Annotated in this window: 13 protein-coding genes and 1 tRNA gene; 12 read left to right on the top strand and 2 right to left on the bottom strand. The window is 60.0% G+C overall.

The features are described 5' to 3' along the window. Positions 1 to 62 precede the first annotated feature (62 nt). From EV700_RS14100 to EV700_RS14090, 3 genes are read left to right on the top strand one after another with little or no spacing between them, the layout of a single operon-like run. Positions 63 to 1,307, top strand: coding sequence for a TolC family protein (locus tag EV700_RS14100; protein WP_165391489.1), 1,245 nt, complete (start codon positions 63 to 65; stop codon positions 1,305 to 1,307). Further along, positions 1,304 to 2,494 carry an efflux RND transporter periplasmic adaptor subunit gene (locus tag EV700_RS14095; protein ID WP_130414911.1) on the top strand — a complete coding sequence of 397 codons (1,191 nt, stop codon included), beginning with the start codon at positions 1,304 to 1,306 and terminating at the stop codon, positions 2,492 to 2,494. The genes EV700_RS14100 and EV700_RS14095 overlap by 4 nt, the downstream gene beginning before the upstream one ends. Before the next feature lie 15 nt (positions 2,495 to 2,509). Then, positions 2,510 to 5,602, top strand: a complete 3,093-nt coding sequence (locus EV700_RS14090) for an efflux RND transporter permease subunit (RefSeq protein ID WP_130414909.1) — start codon at positions 2,510 to 2,512, stop codon at positions 5,600 to 5,602. A 163-nt stretch (positions 5,603 to 5,765) separates the two neighbouring features. On the opposite strand, the gene EV700_RS14085 is transcribed toward EV700_RS14090, so the two are convergent. Both EV700_RS14085 and EV700_RS14080 read right to left on the bottom strand, forming a co-directional pair. Continuing rightward, positions 5,766 to 5,850: transfer RNA gene (locus tag EV700_RS14085), tRNA-Leu, on the bottom strand. 45 nt (positions 5,851 to 5,895) lie between these two features. Beyond that, positions 5,896 to 6,846, bottom strand: coding sequence for a sulfite exporter TauE/SafE family protein (locus tag EV700_RS14080; RefSeq protein ID WP_130414907.1), 951 nt, complete (start codon positions 6,844 to 6,846; stop codon positions 5,896 to 5,898). Positions 6,847 to 7,070: 224 nt separating this feature from the next. Here EV700_RS14080 and rnr point away from each other — a divergent pair, with 224 nt between their 5' ends. The 9 genes from rnr to EV700_RS14035 all read left to right on the top strand — a co-directional run bounded on the left by rnr (position 7,071) and on the right by EV700_RS14035 (position 17,778). Further along, positions 7,071 to 9,476 carry a ribonuclease R gene (gene rnr, locus EV700_RS14075; protein WP_130414905.1) on the top strand — a complete coding sequence of 802 codons (2,406 nt, stop codon included), beginning with the start codon at positions 7,071 to 7,073 and terminating at the stop codon, positions 9,474 to 9,476. A 3-nt stretch (positions 9,477 to 9,479) separates the two neighbouring features. Beyond that, the gene (gene rlmB / locus EV700_RS14070) at positions 9,480 to 10,226 is read left to right on the top strand and encodes a 23S rRNA (guanosine(2251)-2'-O)-methyltransferase RlmB (protein WP_130414903.1); all 747 of its coding nucleotides are present in this window, start codon (positions 9,480 to 9,482) and stop codon (positions 10,224 to 10,226) included. A gap of 211 nt (positions 10,227 to 10,437) precedes the next feature. Then, positions 10,438 to 11,295: a DMT family transporter gene (locus EV700_RS14065; protein ID WP_130414901.1), complete on the top strand. Its 858-nt coding sequence runs from the start codon at positions 10,438 to 10,440 to the stop codon at positions 11,293 to 11,295. A gap of 241 nt (positions 11,296 to 11,536) precedes the next feature. After that, positions 11,537 to 13,750: a CRISPR-associated helicase Cas3' gene (cas3, locus tag EV700_RS14060; RefSeq protein WP_242610276.1), complete on the top strand. Its 2,214-nt coding sequence runs from the start codon at positions 11,537 to 11,539 to the stop codon at positions 13,748 to 13,750. A gap of 25 nt (positions 13,751 to 13,775) precedes the next feature. Beyond that, positions 13,776 to 14,441 carry a type I-C CRISPR-associated protein Cas5c gene (cas5c, locus tag EV700_RS14055; RefSeq protein WP_130414897.1) on the top strand — a complete coding sequence of 222 codons (666 nt, stop codon included), beginning with the start codon at positions 13,776 to 13,778 and terminating at the stop codon, positions 14,439 to 14,441. Further along, on the top strand, positions 14,438 to 16,207 hold the full coding sequence (gene cas8c / locus EV700_RS14050; protein WP_130414895.1) for a type I-C CRISPR-associated protein Cas8c/Csd1: 1,770 nt from the start codon (positions 14,438 to 14,440) through the stop codon (positions 16,205 to 16,207). Before cas5c ends, cas8c begins: the two co-directional genes overlap by 4 nt. Positions 16,208 to 16,209: 2 nt before the next feature. Beyond that, positions 16,210 to 17,088 (top strand): type I-C CRISPR-associated protein Cas7/Csd2, encoded by an 879-nt coding sequence (gene cas7c / locus EV700_RS14045; protein WP_130414893.1) that lies wholly within the window; start codon positions 16,210 to 16,212, stop codon positions 17,086 to 17,088. 83 nt (positions 17,089 to 17,171) lie between these two features. Next, complete coding sequence (locus EV700_RS14040; protein ID WP_130414891.1) at positions 17,172 to 17,507, top strand: type II toxin-antitoxin system RelE/ParE family toxin; 336 nt, start codon at positions 17,172 to 17,174, stop codon at positions 17,505 to 17,507. Continuing rightward, positions 17,491 to 17,778, top strand: coding sequence for a helix-turn-helix transcriptional regulator (locus tag EV700_RS14035; protein ID WP_130414889.1), 288 nt, complete (start codon positions 17,491 to 17,493; stop codon positions 17,776 to 17,778). Before EV700_RS14040 ends, EV700_RS14035 begins: the two co-directional genes overlap by 17 nt. The last annotated feature ends 30 nt before the right edge of the window (positions 17,779 to 17,808 follow it).

Below are 17,808 nucleotides of genomic sequence, written 5' to 3'. Positions count from 1 at the left end.
CCACGCTGGCCCGTGCCGGTGATGCGGGGGATTGCGGCGTCCTGCCGCCCCCGCCCTGGCAAATGACACAATTATTGCCTGTTGTGGCGCGTTGTAACCGGGATGTGGTCGCCGCGCAAGGGATGCTGATGGCGGCCGATGCCGAGGTCCGGGTGTCGTCACAGCGCCCGAATCCGACGCTGACCCTGGGCGTCAGCAATATCAATCCGCAGGCGGGCATTGGTCCGGGCAACCTGTTCGACAAGACGGTGGACACGGCGGTGCGCCTGGACCAGCCGATCGAGCGCGGCGGCAAGGCCGCCCTGCGCCAGGCGACGGCGACGGCCTCCCGGCAGGCTTCGCGGTCTGATCTGGAGATGGTGGTGCGCCAGCAGCAGGCGGAATTCATCAAGGACTGGCACACGGCCGTGGCGGCCGGCGAGCGGCGTGATCTGCTGGCGGAAATGCTGGCGCTGAGCCGCCAGTCGGAAGCGCTTGCGTCGAAGCGCGTGCAGGCCGGGGATTTGCCCGCCAACGACCTGACCCGCATTTCCCTGGAAACCCTGCGCGCCGAGACTGATCTCCATCAGGCCGAAGCCGAGGTGCGCGAATCCGGGCTGGCAGTGCTGCGGTTGCTGGGCGTCAACACGGCATCGGACAGCCTGACACTCAGTCCGGCCTGGCCGGAGACCGTGGCGCCGGTAACGCCGACAGAGACCGTCGCGATTGAAAACCGGCCCGATGTGGCGGCCCTGCGCGCCCGCCTCGAGTCCGCCCGATCGGCGCGCGATCTGGCCCGGGCGCTGACGCGGGAGGATATCTCCGTCGGCCTGCAGGTCGATCATTGGCCGATCTCGGCGGCCAACCAGCAGGGTACGGGCAACAGCCTGAGCCTGTCGGTGTCCCTGCCGTTGGCCATCCGTCACCAGCATCAGGGTGAAATCCAGCGTAGCGAAGCCGATTACCGGCTGGCGCAGGATGCGCTCGACAGTGCGCGCCAGACCGCCCTGAACGATCTGGCCGCCCGGCAGGCGGCTGTCGAGGCGGCCCGCCGTCGTCTGGACATCCTGCAATCCCGGATTATTCCCGCCAGCCGGCAGATTGCCGACCGGGCTGAAACCGCCTACGCCAAAGGCGCCGGTTCGGTGCTGGATTTGCTGGACAGCCGCCGCCAGCTGCGCCAGGTGTCGCTGGAAGGCGTGGCGGCGCGTCTGGACTATGCCCGTGCGCTGGTGGACTGGCGGCTGGCCGCCGGAACCACGCCCGATGCCAGCGAGGTTCCTTCTTCCCTTCCTGTTCCTGCTTCTGTCACGGAGTCCCGGCAATGAAGTCGTTCTTTTTCAAGCCCCTGACGTTTCCGGCCCGCGCCGTGTTCGGGCTGCTGCTGCTGACCGCGATATCCTGGCTGGCGGCGTGCTCCACGTCCACCGGCGACGAATCGGCGGCCAATTTTGATCCCGTCGCCCAGGGCGATACCGTGGTTTTCCCCAACGCCAAGGGCGATGTCGTCGGTATCGCCAGCCTGCAAATCCAGCCAAGCCGCCGTCAGGTCCAGTCTTTCCCGGGGCGTCTGGCTTGGGATGAGGACCGTACCGTGCGGGTGTTCCCCTCGGTGAATGGCCGGGTATTGAGCGTGATCGGAGATGTCGGCCAGCAGGTGACGGCCGGTCAGGCGCTGGCCGTCGTCAGTGCAGGTGATTTCGGCACCATCCAGGCGGACGCCCGCAAAGCGGAGGCGGATAGTCGCCTGGCAGCCCAGACCCTCTCGCGCCAGCGTGAACTGCTGGCCGATGGGATTGTCGCCCGTCGCGATGTCGAGCAGGCCGAGGCGGACGCCGCGCGGGCGGATGCCGAGAATCAGCGCGCGCGGATGCGTCTGGCCCAATACGGCGTCCCGGCGGGAGCGGTGGACCAGAAATACCGGTTGGCCAGCCCGCTGGCCGGTCGCATCGTGGAACGCAACATCAATCCCGGCATGGAAGTGCGCAGCGACGCCGCCGGTCAGCCGCTGTTCGTGATTTCCTCGCCGGATCAGCTGTGGCTGCAACTGGATGTGAATGAGGCGGATATCGCCCGTTTCACCCCGGGCTCCGATCTGACCGTCCGCGCCCAGTCGGTGCCGGGCGGCGCTTTTCCGGCGAAGGTCACGCATGTGGCCGATTTTATCGACCCGGTGACCCGGACCGTCAAAGTGCGGGCGTCGGTGCCGAATCCGCAGCGGCAATTGCGCGCCGAGATGTTTGTCACCGCCGAGCTGACCGGTCCGGCGGTGTCCGGACTGTATGTTCCCACCCGCGCAGTCTTCCTCAATGACAGCCGTTATTTCCTGTTCATCGACAAGGGGCGTAACCGTTTTGAACGCCGTGAAGTCACGGTTGGTCAGGATACGGGCGGCACCTTGCCGGTGCTGTCGGGCATCCAGGCGGGCGAACGGGTCGTCACCGACGGCTCGCTCTACCTGCAGCAAATCGTCCAGAACGCGGCCAATCAGCAAGCCGCCGACGCCAAGCACTGACCGGAGCCCCCATTCATGATCCGACGCCTGATTTCCTTTGCGCTGCACCAGAAGCTGTTCGTCTGGCTGGGGCTGGCGCTATTTGTGGCGGGCGGCCTGTCGGCTTTTGTCCGCCTGCCGGTGGAGGCCTTCCCGGACGTTTCCGACATGCAGGTGAACATTATCGGCCTGTATCCCGGCCACGCCGCCGAAGAAGTCGAGAAGCAGGTCACCCTGCCGATCGAGCGGGCGCTGTCGGGCACGCCGCATATGGTGCGCCTGTTCTCGCACACGCAACCGGGCCTGTCCTATACCGTGCTGACCTTTGATGACGCCCTGCCGGAAGCCGTGGTCCGCCAGCAGGTGAACGAACGTCTGCGCGATGCCGATCTGCCCGCCGGCGTGCAGGCCGATGTGCAACCGCCGTCCACCTCGATCGGTGAAATCTATCGTTTCCGGCTGCGCGGCGATTTTCTCAGCCCGCAGGAACTGCGGACGATCGAGGACTGGGATGTCGAGAAATACATCCGTCAGGTGCCTGGCGTGGCCGATCTGGTCACCATGGGCGGCGCGATCAAGCAATACGAGGTCAATCCGGACCTGGCCCGCATGCGCGATGCCAATGTCACGCTGAACCAGCTGTTCACGGCGCTGCAGCGCGCCAACGGCAATACCGGCGGCGGGGCGGTGACGCAGGGGCAGCAACAATACCTGATCCGCACGCTGGGAGCCTTCAAGACCTCGGCCGATATCGAGCGGGTGGTGGTGGCGGTCAACGCCGGAGTGCCGATCCTGGTGCGCGACATCGCCCGCGTCACGATCGGGGAAGCGCCGCGCCAGGGCATCGTCGGCCAGGACAACATGGATGATGTCATCCAGGGCATCGTGGTGATGCGCAAGGGGGAAAACCCTTCCCTGGTGCTGACGGCGCTGAAGGACAAGGTGGCCTATATCAATGCCCATGTCTTGCCCGCCGGGGTGCGCATCGAGCCGTTCTACGACCGCTCCTGGCTGATTGAAAAGACCCTGCACACGGTATTCCATAACCTGCTGGAAGGCGCGTCGCTGGTGCTGGCGGTCCTGCTGCTGTTCCTGGGCAACCTGCGGGCGGCGCTGATTGTGGTCACCGTTATCCCGCTGGCGTTGCTGGCGACGTTCCTTGGCCTCACCTTCATGGGCATTCCCGCCAACCTGCTGTCGTTGGGGGCGATGGACTTCGGGATCATTGTCGACGGGGCGGTGATCGTCATCGAAAACATCTTCCGTCGTCTGGGCGAACTGGACGAGGCGGAAATGGCGGACAGCCAGACCCGGCTGCGCACCATTCTTCACGCCGCCGCCGAAGTCGGCCGGCCGACGGTCTTTTCCATGGTCATCATCATTGCCGCGCACATCCCGATTTTTACCCTGCAACGTCATGAGGGGCGGATATTTTCCCCCATGGCCTACTCGGTCACGTCGGCGCTGATCGGCTCGCTGCTGATGTCGTTGACGCTGGTGCCGGTGCTGTCGCATCTGTTCTTGCGCAAGAACATCAGTCACGAGGAAAACCGGCTGGTGCGCTGGTGCAAAGCAGCCTACGAACCGGTGCTGCGCTGGGCGCTGGATCACAAGAAGGCGGTGCTGGGAACCGCCTTGGCGGCGTTGGCGGCCAGCATGGTGCTGGCCACCCGGCTGGGCACGGAATTCCTGCCGGAACTGAATGAAGGGGCGATCTGGGTCAACGTCTTCATTCCGTCCTCGGTATCGCCGCAGGAGGCGATGAAGGAAGCGCGGGCGATTCGTGAGGCGTTGCACAGCGTGCCGGAAGTCGGCATGGTGATCTCCAAGTTCGGCCGCCCGGATGACGGCACCGATCCCAAGATATTCAACAGCGGCGAATTCCTGGTTAACCTCAAGCCGGAAAGCCAGTGGCGCAAAGGCAAGACCAAGGAAGACCTGCTGGCGGAAATGGACAAGGCGGTGTCCCGCTTTCCCGGCACCGACACCTCCTTCTCGCAACCGATCCGCGATAATGTGCTGGAGTCCATCTCGCAGATTGACGGTCAGGTCGTGATCAAGCTGCGCGGCGAGGATCTGGATGAGCTCAAGCGTTCCGCGCACCATATCCTCGGCATCATCAGCGCCGTGCCCGGCGTTCAGCGCGCCTTTGTCGATCGGGACGGCGACCTGCCGCAATATGTCATGGACTTTGACCGCGATGCCGCCGCCCGTTACGGCGTGAATGTCAGCGACGTGGAAGACATGGTGGAAATGGCGCTGGCCGGCAAGGCAACCTCGGAACTCTGGGAAGGGGAAAAGCACTTCAGTGTGGCCGTGCGCCTCACCGAACCCGAGCGCTCCCTGGATAATGTCGCCAATCTGCTGGTGGCGACTCCGGACGGACGGCAGGTACCGCTGGGGCAGCTGGTGCACTTCCGGCAGGCCAGCGGCGCCATGAACATCGCCCGGGAAAACGGCAGCCGTGTTGTGGCCATCGGGGTGTTCATTCACGGCCGGGATATGGGCAGTGCGGTCAAGGACATGCAGGCGAAGGTGGCGGCCAACCTGAAGACCGCTCCTGGCGATGAAATCAGCTGGTCCGGCGAATTCGAGAACCAGCAACGGGCCATGGCGCGCCTGGCCATTGTGGTGCCGCTCTCGGTGGTCGTGATTTTCCTGCTGCTGTTCAATGCCTTCAATTCGTTCAAGAACGCGGTGCTGATCATTTCCAACATTCCGTTTGCCTTGATCGGCGGCATCGTGGCGTTGTTTGTGCTGGGGATTCCGCTGTCAGTCTCTGCCGCCATCGGTTTCATTGCGTTGTTCGGACAGGCGGTCCTGAACGGTGTGGTGATGGTGTCGCAGTTCAATCAACTGCATGTCGAGCAGGGGATGGCGTTGCGGGAGGCGGTGCTGTCCGGCGCGCTGGAGCGCTTGCGCACCGTCCTGATGACGGCCTTGCTGGCGATGCTGGGCTTGCTGCCGATGGCGCTTTCCCACGCCATCGGCTCGGAAACCCAGCGGCCGCTGGCGGTGGTGGTGATCGGGGGGCTGGTGACCGCGACATTACTGACGCTGGTGGTGTTGCCGACGCTGTACGAAGCCATCATTGATCGTTGGCAGGAAGACAGCGGCGGGGATGATTGAGCAAGCCGCCGCATTCCGGGCAGGATATGCCCGGAATGCGGCTGTTTCTATCGGTATTGTCGGCGGGCGGAAGTTTCTGATGGCCCTGAAAACACAAAACCCCGCATATGCGGGGTTTTGGAGTGGTTCCAACACGCTTTTAAAGCGTCTTGAAACCGGCGATTGGTGCCCAGGAGAGGACTTGAACCTCCACGGATCGCTCCACTAGTACCTGAAACTAGCGCGTCTACCAATTTCGCCACCTGGGCTTGATGGGTCGCTATTCTAGCGGGATTCCGGACCCTGTCAACGACTCACATGAACGATTTGAACAAATTAACGGCACTCAAGCCGGAAATGAGGATGCCGACCACCAAAAGCAGGGATTTTGTAGGCAAGTGACGGCACAGCCAAGCCGCAAAGGGGGCGGCGAACAGGCCCCCGACCACCAGTCCGGCGATGACCGGCCAGTGACCGAAACCGCCGAGCACGGCAAAGGCCGACGCCCCGGCGATCGACAGGAAGAATTCCGCCGCGTTCACCGAACCGATGGTGGTGCGCGGATCCTGACCGGTGCCGACCAGCGAGGTGGTGACCACCGGGCCCCAGCCGCCGCCGCCCACCGAGTCGACAAAGCCGCCGGTCAGCGCCAGCGGCGCGATGTGTTTGGGCGGTTCGTGGCGAACCTTGATGGCGCGGAACGCCTTGGACAGGATATAAAAGCCCATGCAGAGCAGATATGCGGAAATCCAGGGCTTCAGGGTTTTACCATCGAACTGGGTGACGACATAGGCCCCGACGACGCCGCCGATCATGCCGGGAATGACCAGACGCAGGAACAAGGGTTTATTGATGTTGCCCATGCGCCAGTGCGACAGCCCGGAAAAGCCGGTGGTGAACACTTCCGCCAGATGCACCGAGGCCGAAGCGGCGGCCGGAGGCACGCCAATGCCCAGCAGAAACGTGGTGGCGGTGATGCCGTAGGCCATGCCCAGCGCGCCATCGATAATCTGTGCGCCCAGGCCCACGGCCAGCGCCAGCCAGAAGAGGTTGCTGCGGAGTCCTTCCAGAATGACGCCCTGATCGTGGGTGGCGAAGGCGACGCCCGCCGCCAGCGCCAGCAGCACCAGCAACAGTCCGAAGGTATGCAGCAATGGTTTCAGGAAGCTTTGCGTATGGGTAACGTCGGCTTCCAGCGGCGGCAGGCCGCTGTTTTCGTGGGCGACGCTGAGGGTGTCATCAAGGTCAAGGCGACGTATTTTCATGAGGGCGGGCAGGGCTGTTGAAAAATCAACAGCACCTTAGCAGCCTTGGTTAATCGCATTAAATACTCGTTTTTCATGTGATTATTCTTTCTGGTTATAAAAATGCGACCCGGCGGATGCGTCTGGGTAAAAAATATCCGTCCGCATGGCGGACGCATGCTAGACTGGCGTGGCAACCGCGCCAAGGGGCGTCGGTGCCCTATTCAAGTTGAGAACACGCGTTAATGAGTAAACCAACAGCCTGGAATGACCCAGCTGCGGCCAGAGAGGCCGAAAACTACGAAAACCCCATCCCCAGCCGCGAACTGATCCTGTCCACCCTGACCCAGCATGACCGCGCCCTGACCGCCCAGCAATTGGCGGAGGCCTTTGACTTGCGGGATGAAGACCGGCAATTCGCCCTGCAAAAGCGCCTGGGCGCGATGGTGCGCGATGCGCAGCTGGAAATGGACCGCCGCGGCCTGTACCAGCCGCTCAATGAAGATCAATGCGTCGAAGGCCGCGTGCAGGGACACCCTGACGGCTTCGGCTTCCTGGTCACCGCCAAGGACCAGCCCGACATTCTGCTGACCTCGCGCCAGATGCGTCTGGTGTTTGATGGTGACACCGCCCAGGTGCGGGTGGTGGGCTATGACCACAAGGGCCGTCCGGAAGGACGCATCGTCAAGGTGCTGGAGCGCAAGACCAAGCGTCTGGTCGGCCGTTATTTTGAAGAAGGCGGCCTCCCGTACCTGCGTCCGGACAACCCCCGCATTACCCAGGAAATCGGGCTGCTTGGCGAGTTGAAGGGCGTCGGCATCGGCCAGTTCGTGGAAGTGGAAATTGTCGATCCGCCCAGCCATCGCAGCATCGCCACCGCCAAGGTCATTGCCGTCCTGGGTGACCATCTGGCTCCCGGTCTGGAAATCGACATCGCCGTGCGCAATTTCGACATTCCGCATGTGTGGCCGCGTGTGGTGGAAGCCATTACCTCGTGCATGACTGAGGAAGTGGACGAGCACGACAAGGAAGACCGCGTCGACCTGCGCGACCTGGCGCTGGTGACGATTGACGGCGAGGACGCCCGCGACTTTGACGATGCCGTCTATGCCGAGAAGCGTCCCGGCGGCGGCTTCCGGCTGGTGGTGGCGATTGCCGATGTCTCGCATTACGTGCGCCCGGACACGGCGCTGGATGACGAAGCGCGCAACCGCAGCACCTCGGTGTATTTCCCCGGCTCGGTGATTCCGATGCTGCCGGAAATCCTCTCCAACGGCCTGTGCTCGCTGAAGCCGAAGGTGGACCGCCTGTGCATGGTCTGCGACATGACCATTTCCCGGCAGGGCCGCGTCACCGGCAGCCGTTTCTATGAAGCGGTGATGCACTCCAAGGCACGCTTCACCTATACCCAGGTCAGCGACCTGCTGGAGCATCCGGAGAGCGAGGCGGGCCAGAAAGTGGCGGCGGAGCATCCGGAGCTGGTGAAGCCGTTGCAAACGCTGCAAAGCCTGTATCTGGTGCTGCGCGCCTGCCGCGAACAGCGCGGCGCGCTGGATTTCGACGGCCAGGAAACCTACATCATTTTCGATGCCGACAAGAAGATCGAAAAGATTGTGCCGCGCACCCGCAACCAGGCGCACATGCTGATTGAAGAATGCATGCTGGCGGCCAACGTCTGCGCGGCGGAATTCGTGCAGGAGCGGCATTTGCCCGCGCTGTACCGCAATCACGAAGGCCCGAAGGACGAGAAGCTGCTGAAGCTGAAAGGCTATCTGGGCATCCTGGGCGTGGAATTTCCCGCCAAGCCGAAATTGCTGCCCGCCGACTTCCAGCAAGTGCTGAAGAGTGTCGCCGAGCGCCCGGATGCCGCGATTGTCGAAACCATGCTGCTGCGCTCGATGATGCAGGCCGTCTACAGCCCGGAAAACCTGGGCCACTTCGGTCTGGCCTATCCGGCGTATGCGCACTTCACCTCGCCGATCCGCCGTTACCCCGACCTGCTGCTGCACCGCGTCATCCGTCATTACCTGCATCACCCGGAAGCCAATCCGCATGTGGACATGGCGACGATGGTGGCGCTGGGTGAACACTGCTCGATGGCCGAACGCCGCGCCGACGAAGCCACCCGCGACGTCACCGCCTGGCTGAAGTGCGAGTACATGCAGGACCACATCGGCGACACCTTCAAGGGCGTCATTACCGCCGTCACCAGCTTCGGCTTCTTCGTGGCGCTGGATGACATCTTTGTGGAAGGGCTGGTGCACATCCGCAACCTGGAAGGCGACTTCTACAATTTCGACCCGGTGATGCACACCCTGACCGGCTCGCGCACCGGCGTGGTCTACGCCATGGGCGACAAGGTGCAGATTCGTGTCGCCGGCGTGAATCTGGACGAGCGCAAGATGGACTTCGAGCTGGAAGGCCGCCTGCACGCGGCGCGCCGGACGAAGAAAGGCCCGGCGGCGGCCGAGGGCGAGTCCCGCCCCGAAGCCAAGCCCGCCGCCAAGCCGCGTCCGCAGCGCCAAAAGGCCAAGGCGGCAGCCCAGCCGGCCGCAGCGGTTGTCGCGGAAGGCGAGTCCAAGCCGAAGCCGAAGAAGCCCCGCAACCGCAACCGGGGCAAACCGAAGGCCAAAACCGAGAAGAAGGGGTAAGACATGGCCAAGCCCGAACTGGTTTATGGCATCCATACCGTGGAAGCCCTGCTGCACCAGCACCCCGAGTCGGTGCTGGAAGTCTTCATCCTGCTGACGCGGGATGACAACCGTCTGCATGTGATTGAGAACCTGGCCAAGCGCCACGGCATCTCGCTGCAGTCGACCAGCCGCGACAAGCTGGACCAGATGTCCGGCAGCCCGCAGCACCAAGGGGTGGCGGCGCGCACGCGGCCGCTGCCGGTGCAGGGTGACAGCGAGCTGATGACGCTGGTGGAAGGCCTGCAGGTGCCGCCGCTGCTGCTGGTGCTGGACAACATCACCGACCCGCACAACCTGGGCGCCTGCCTGCGCACCGCCGAGGCGGTGGGCGTGCACGGCGTGGTGGCGCCGAAGGATCGCGCCGCCGGCCTGACGCCGGTGGCGCGCAAGACCGCCTCCGGCGCGGCGGAAGTGCTGCCGTTCTTCCAGGTGACCAACCTGGCCCGCACGCTGGGCCAGCTGGCTGACGCGGGCGTGTGGCGCGTCGGCACCACGCTGACGCCCGAGGCCAAGTCGCTGTATGAAATCAAGCTGACCGGCCCGATGGCGATTGTGATGGGCGCGGAAGGCGCGGGCATGCGCCGTCTGACCCGCGAGAACTGCGACGAACTGGCCTTCATCCCGATGGTCGGCAGCGTGCAGAGCCTGAATGTCAGCGTCGCCACCGGCGTGGCGTTGTACGAAGCCTACCGGCAACGGACGCGCTAAAGCACCCCCTCTCCCCATGGGGAGAGGGCCGGGGAGAGGGGTGCGACGGTAGCACTTGAGTTGCCTATGTGGTGTGCAAGCCGCTTTCCGCACCCCTCTCCCTAACCCTCTCCCCCACGGGGAGAGGGGATTACCTCCCCGCTTTTCCGCTATACTCCCATGCTCCCTCCCTCCCCGAGTACCCTCCGTGTTCGCTTCGCAATCACGCGTAATGAGCTATGGCATCCTGTTGTTCACCCTCTGTGTCTGGACCAGTTTCATCCTGATATCCCGTCTGGGCGGCAAAAGCGAGCTGACGCCGTGGGACATTACCGCGCTGCGGTTCGGCACGGCGGCGCTGGTGCTGCTGCCGGTGGTGGTCGTGCGTGGCGTGCGCCATTACTTCACCGGTAAATTCCTGTTGCTGGCCTTGCTGGGCGGCATCGGTTATGCCGGACTGGCCTATGCCGGGTTCTCGCGGGCCCCGGCCTCGCACGGGGCGGTGCTGCTGTCGGGCATCCTGCCGTTCTGGACGGCGGTGGCCACGTATTTCGTGCTGGGTGAGAAAATGACCCGCGACCGCTGGATCACGCTGGTGTTCATCGCGGCGGGCATCGGTTCTATGGCCTGGGGGGAAATGCATCATGACGCCAAGCTGGGTTGGGGCGAGCTGTGCTTCATTGCCGCGTCGTGCTGCTGGGGCTTTTATGGCGCGTTGCTGAAGCGCTGGGCGGTGCCGCCGCTGGAGGCGACGATGGGCGTGGCGCTGCTGTCGGCGTTGCTGTTCATGCCGGTGTATGCGCTGTTCCTGCCGTCCGGGCTGGCCGCGGCCAGTTGGCCCACCATCATTACCCAGTCCCTGTTCCAGGGCATCCTGGTGGTGATCGTGGCGATGCTGAGCTTTATCGAGGCGCAGCGCCGCCTGGGGCCATTCACTACCGGCGCTTTCCTGGCGCTGGCCCCGGTGCTGGGGGCGACGCTGGCGGTGCCGCTGCTGGGTGAGCCGCTGACCCTGAGCGTGGTGCTGGGATTGATCGGTGTCAGTGTGGGGGCGATTCAGCCGTGGAAGTGGGGGAGGAAGAGGGCGTAGCCGGGTGATGTCATGTCGATAAAGAGGGCAAAAATCGACATGAGGCACTTGTCATGTTTATGAAATGCGGAAAAATCAACACGTTATGGCCTCATGTTTACGGCGTGTACATGTTTTTTGGGGATGAGTGGTGTTTGAGCGACGGTCTGTGTCGCTTAGGATCAGAGTGGTTATGGAGCGAATGAGAGGGATGTGCTTAGATCGGAGATAGCACAATTCCTGAACAGGGCAGGGAGGCGTGGTGGAAAAGAAAAATTATTTTGCGCATTCAACAACCAATCCAGACAAGTCTGACTGGCAGTTGCTGTCGGATCACCTGTCCGCCGTCGGTGAGTTGGCTTCGCAATTTGCTAAAGAGTTTGGCTGTGAGCCTTACGGAAAAGTAGCCGGCCTGTTACACGACCTTGGCAAATACACCCAAGGATTCCAGCAGCGGATTAACGGCGAAGGTGGCAAAGTTGACCATGCCACGGCGGGCGCTCAAGTCGCGGTTAAGCTGTGGGGACCATCTGCGTATCTCATTGCCTATGCCATAGCGGGCCATCATGCCGGGCTGGCCAATGGCTTTTTTTGTGACAACCAATCCATATCCGACCTTAAGGCCCGCCTGGCGCGAACGGGTTTAGAGCCTGATCCTCAATGGCAGCAAGAAGTTACACTGCCCGAGGTATTGCCCAATCCACCCATTCGGGTTGAAAAGAAACAACTTGGTTTTCAGTCGGCGTTTCTGATCCGGATGCTGTTTTCGTGTCTGGTTGATGCGGATTATCTGGATACGGAAGCCTTTTATCTGCAGCTCGAAGGAAAGGCATCCGGCAGAGGCAATCACCCGACATTGGCGCTGTTGCATCAACGTTTGCAGGCGCATTTACAAACCATGCCGTTGCAAGGTGCGATTAACGAGCAGCGAAGACATATCCTGTCGCAGGCCGGAGAGAAAGCGGCAGAGGCTCCCGGACTGTTTTCTCTGACAGTGCCGACAGGCGGCGGCAAGACGCTCACGTCTCTATCCTTTGCCTTGCAACACGCGCTGAGGCACGGCATGGAGCGCGTTATCTATGTCATTCCCTATACCAGCATTGTTGAACAGAATGCAGCCGTTTTCCGGCAGGTGCTGGGTGACGAAGCCGTTCTTGAGCATCACAGCGCATTCCATGATGACGGCGGCAAGCCTGAGTCCCGAGCCAAATTACGGCAGGCGATGGAAAACTGGGATGCGCCGTTGATCGTGACCACGGCGGTCCAGTTTTTTGAAAGCCTGTTCGCCAATCGTCCTTCCAAGTGCCGCAAGCTGCATCGTATTGCCAACAGCGTTGTAATTCTGGATGAAGCGCAGACGCTTCCGCTGAAATTCCTGAGACCCTGCATGGCGGCTATCGATGAATTGGCCCGCAACTATCGCAGCAGTCTGGTGCTGTGCACGGCGACTCAACCGGCTTTATCCGAGGGGGATTTTGAAAACGGTTTTGCGAATGTGCGCGAGATTGCCCCTGACCCCGAGCAGTTATACGAAGTGCTGGGCCGTGTCACGGTGAAGGAAAAGGGAGGGATGTCCAATGCGGAGGTTATTGACGTCTTGTGCAACCGTCCGCAGGTCTTATGCATCGTCAATAATCGGTTGCAAGCCCGTGAGCTGTTCGACGGGATGGCGGGTGAGCCCGGAGCCTATCATCTGACAACCTTGATGTGCGCCAAGCATCGCAGCCAGAAACTGGGCGAAATCCGCACGATGTTGAAGGCAGGGAAGCCCTGTCGTTTGGTCAGCACCAGTCTGATTGAAGCGGGGGTGGATGTGGACTTTCCATTCGTCCTTCGGGCCGAGGCCGGGTTGGATTCCATTGCCCAGGCGGCCGGGCGCTGTAATCGTGAGGGTAAGCGCCGCAAAGAGGATAGCGAGGTCTGGATATTCCAATCGGAGGTTGCGCCGCCGCAGGAAATGCGGGATTTCGTCAGTGCAACGCGAGAGGTACTGCGGCATGAGAGGTTCCGCCAAGACCCTTTGTCGCTGGCTGCCATCCGTGAGTATTTCGGGCTGGTTTATTGGCGGCGGGAAAGCGGCCGGGATTCACGCTTGGGTAAGAACATGCTGGATGAGATCAACAATGGCAGATTGCAGAATCAGCCTTTCGAAAAAATTGCCTCGGAATTCCGCCTAATTGATAGCCCGCTGGAAACGGTCATTATTCCGTTCGACGAGGCGGCCAGGAAGGCAATCCATGCGCTTAATTATGCCGATAAAGTCGGTGGAATAGCGCGTGAGTTGCAGTTATACACGGTGCAAATTCCCCCGAAGGTATTGGATGCGCTGGAAAAAGTCGGGGCGGTGCAATCAGTCCGGAAAGAGGTATGGGGTGACCAGTTCCGGGTGTTGATGAATGAGGGGCTGTATTCAGAGCATGTGGGACTGAGTTGGGATAACCCGGTATTTGTGGAAAGTAGCCGACTGGTTTGGTGAGTTTGCAGCATTAAGGAGTGTGGACATGAGCTATGGCGTGCGTCTGAGGATATGGGGTGACTATGCTTGTTTCACCCGGCCGGAAATGAAGGTTGAGCGGGTTTCCTACGATGTGATCACGCCCTCTGCGGCGCGCGGCATTCTGGAGGCGATTCACTGGAAGCCTGCCATCCGTTGGGTGATTGACCGGATTTATGTGTTGAAGCCGGTGCGGTTTGAGTCGATACGGCGGAATGAGGTGGGTGGGAAGCTTTCGGCTAGCAATGTGAAGTCCGCGATGAAAAGCGGCCAGCTAGCCGATTTGGTTACACATGTTGATGAGGATCGTCAACAGCGAGCGGCAACCGTATTGCGGCATGTGGATTATGTGATTGAAGCGCATTTCGAGATGACGGATAAGGCAGGTCCGCAGGACAACGAGGCCAAGCATGCCGAGATGTTCAAGCGGCGGGCGGAAAAGGGGCAGTGTTTCCACCAACCCTGTTTGGGCAATCGGGAGTTTCCGGCAAGTTTTGAATTGCTGATAGGGGACGAGTTGCCGAATCCGGATGCCAGCCTGCTGGGGACCAAGGATTTGGGTTGGATGCTGGGGGATATTGATTTTGCGAACGGGATGACGCCGATGTTTTTCAAGGCTGAGATGGTTGATGGCGTGATTGAGGTTCCGGATTATTCGGAGATGAAGTCATGATCTTGGCGGCGTTGGATCGGTATTATCAGAGGCTAGCTTTAAAGCCAAATAAAGTTCCGCCCTATGGTTTCACGGACGAAAATGTTGATTATGCAGTTGTGATTTCGAAGGATGGGAAGGTCGTTTCAGTCGATGATTTGAGAGTCATTGAGGGGAAAAAGATATTTTCCAGAAGGGTCGAGGTCCCAAGGCCTGAGAAATCAGCCTCTGCAATTCGGGCAAAATTCTTGTGGGATAAAACCGCATATCTGTTCGGGGTTGCAAAGGAGCCCACGGAGCGCACACAAAAAGAGCATGCTGAATTCGTCAGATTTCACCGTGAGGTACTCCACGAAGTGACAGATGATGGGCTGTTGGCTTTTCTGAGATTTCTTGAGTTTTGGAAAGTGGAGGATTTTGATAAGCCTCCTTTTGTTGCGGCTGATATGAAAGATGCGGTTTTTGCGATCAGGCTTGATGGTGATAAGGGGTATCTGCATGATCGTGAGCAGGCGCGTAGTATATGGATTGACATATTGAGTCGTGATTCAGGTCAAGTAGGAAGGTGCCTTGTAAGTGGTGAGATGGATGCAATCGAGAGAATTCATCCGCCGATCAAAGGAGTTTGGGACGCCCAATCTTCCGGTGCTGATATTGTTTCTTTCAACAAGGATGCATTCAAATCCTACGGAAAGGATCAGGGTAATAATGCTCCTGTTTCCAAGAAGGTTTCATTTCGCTATACAGCAGCCCTAAATTATTTGCTTAGGAAAACGGATGCATCCCATCAAAGATTAAGAGTTGGAGATACTTCCGTCGTATTTTGGGCGGAGGCAAAAGATGATTGGGCATCAGAGGCCGCAGAGTCATTTTTCTCTATGGCCATCAGCCCCACTGACGAGAGTGAGACTCAGGCTTTATATTCCACGATGCAGCAAATGGCCGCCGGGCGACCGCTACATGAGGTGCGCCCCGACCTGGATGAAAATACCCGATTCTACATTCTTGGGTTGTCCCCCAACGCAGCCAGAATCTCGGTGCGTTTCTGGTACGCGGACAACTTGGGCGTGCTGGCCGCCAGTCTGGCTTGGCATTACCGAGATCTGATGATCCTGCCGCTACCGTGGAAAACATCACCCGCTGTTTGGCGATTGCTTTACGAAACGGCTGCTTTGGGTAAGGTGGAGAATATTCCGCCGCAACTCGCCGGTGAGCTGACCCGGGCCATCCTCACGGGGGGAGCCTATCCCCAAACGCTATTGGCCTCCATTGTTACCCGAATTCGGGCCGACCATCAGATCAACGGCTTTCGTGCTGCCCTCTGCAAAGCCTGCATAAATCGCAAAATCCGAAAAACCCAAAGCCAGGACAAGGAGATACCCATGAGTCTGGATCTTGAAGAAACCAATACCGCCTATCGGCTGGGTCGCCTCTTCGCCTTGCTGGAGGAAATTCAGCAGGCGGCATTGGGCGACAAAATCAATGCCACGATCCGCGACCGATACTATGGCGCGGCGTCAGCAACACCTGCATCGGTCTTTCCGCTGCTGCTCAAAAACACCATGAATCACCTGAGCAAAGTCCGTAAGGACAAGCCCGGCCGGGCGGTCAATCTGGAAAAGACACTGGGGGAAATCATGAACGGCATGGGGACAACCTTCCCCCGCAATTTGCGACTTGAGGAACAGGGCCGGTTTGTCATCGGCTACTACCACCAGCATCAGCAACGCTTTGCCGGCAAACCGGATGCAACGGAAGCCAACGCCAACAACACCGAGGAGAACTGATCATGACCGCTATCAGCAACCGCTACGAATTCGTTTACCTGTTTGATGTCACCAACGGTAATCCCAACGGCGACCCTGATGCCGGTAACTTGCCCCGCCTTGACCCGGAAACCAATCAGGGACTGGTCACTGATGTGTGTTTGAAGCGCAAAATCCGGAATTTTGTGCAGTTGGCTAAGGAAGACAGCGCCGGGTATGCCATCTACATGCAGGAAAAAGCCGTCCTGAACAACCAGAACCTAGAGGCTTACAAAGCGCTTGGATTGAAGCACGAGTCCAAAAAACTGCCCAAGGACCAGGACAAAGCCAAAGCGATTACCGAATGGATGTGCCAGCATTTCTTTGATGTGCGGACCTTTGGCGCGGTGATGACGACGGACGTTAATTCCGGGCAAGTACGCGGGCCGATCCAAATTTCATTTGCCAAATCCATTGAGCCGGTACTGCCGCTGGAAATCTCCATTACGCGCATGGCCGTGACCACCGAGCGTGAGGCTGAAGCGCAAGGTGGTGATAACCGCACGATGGGGCGCAAGCACATCATTCCCTATGGCCTGTATCGCGCGCATGGCTTTATTTCCGCCAAACTGGCCGAACGCTCCGGATTCTCTGATGAGGATTTGCAGGTTGTGTGGCAAGCGCTGCAAATGATGTTTGAGCATGACCACTCCGCCGCGCGTGGCGAAATGTCGGCCCGTAAGCTGATTGTCTTCAAGCATCAGGATGCCTTGGGCAATGCACCGTCACACAAGCTTTTTGAAGCTGTAACCGTGGAGCGAGTGACGGATGCCTCCAGCCCGGCACGAGCATTCAGCGACTATCAGGTCACGATTGACCGTGAAGCCATCCCGGCCTCCGTCGAGGTTCTGGAACTGCTTTAATCACATGCAGGAGCGCCCTTCTTAGAAAGTTGAAAGGGCGTTTCCATCCTTCAAAAGATAACAAATTTGTTAATTCGCATGTCATGTCCTACACTATTGATTACTATTCGGACGATGTCCAAGCCGAAATTTTGAGCCTTCCTCCCGGTGTGCTGGCGGATTACTTGAGGTTGGCTGATTTGCTTGAGGAGCTGGGCCCTGCGATACGCTTGCCGTTTTCTCGGGCAATGGGCGATGGGCTTTTTGAGCTACGGCCACATGGACGAGAAGGAATAGGCCGTGTGTTTTACTGTTTTTTACTGGGCCAGCGGATTGTGATGTTGCACAGCTTCATCAAGAAAACGCAGGAAACGCCGCGTAAAGAGTTGCCGATAGCCCAGAGTCGATTGCAAGAGGTTAAAGATGCTGACGCACGCTGAACTCAAGGCCAAGGCCTTGCAAAATGCTGACGTAAAGCAGGCCTATGACGGCCTGGAAGAAAAATACGCCCTGTTGCGTGAAATGCTGCATGCCCGTAGCGCCGCCGGTTTGACTCAGGCCGAGGTTGCGGCGCGCATGGATACCCAAGCCCCGGCCATCGCCCGGCTGGAACGGCTTGGCAAGCATTCTCCGTCGATAGAGACATTGCGAAAATATGCACAAGCCGTAGGCTGCAAACTGGAAATCCGGCTGGTTCCGCAAGAGCCTTGAGCTCAATCTGATAGCAGCCAAGGAGGGCGG

This window comes from Fluviicoccus keumensis (genome assembly GCF_004217445.1).
Classification (GTDB): Bacteria; Pseudomonadota; Gammaproteobacteria; order Pseudomonadales; family Moraxellaceae; genus Fluviicoccus; species Fluviicoccus keumensis.
The sequence above is the reverse complement of the archived record's forward strand: the minus strand, read 5'-3'. Positions and strand labels throughout refer to the sequence as shown.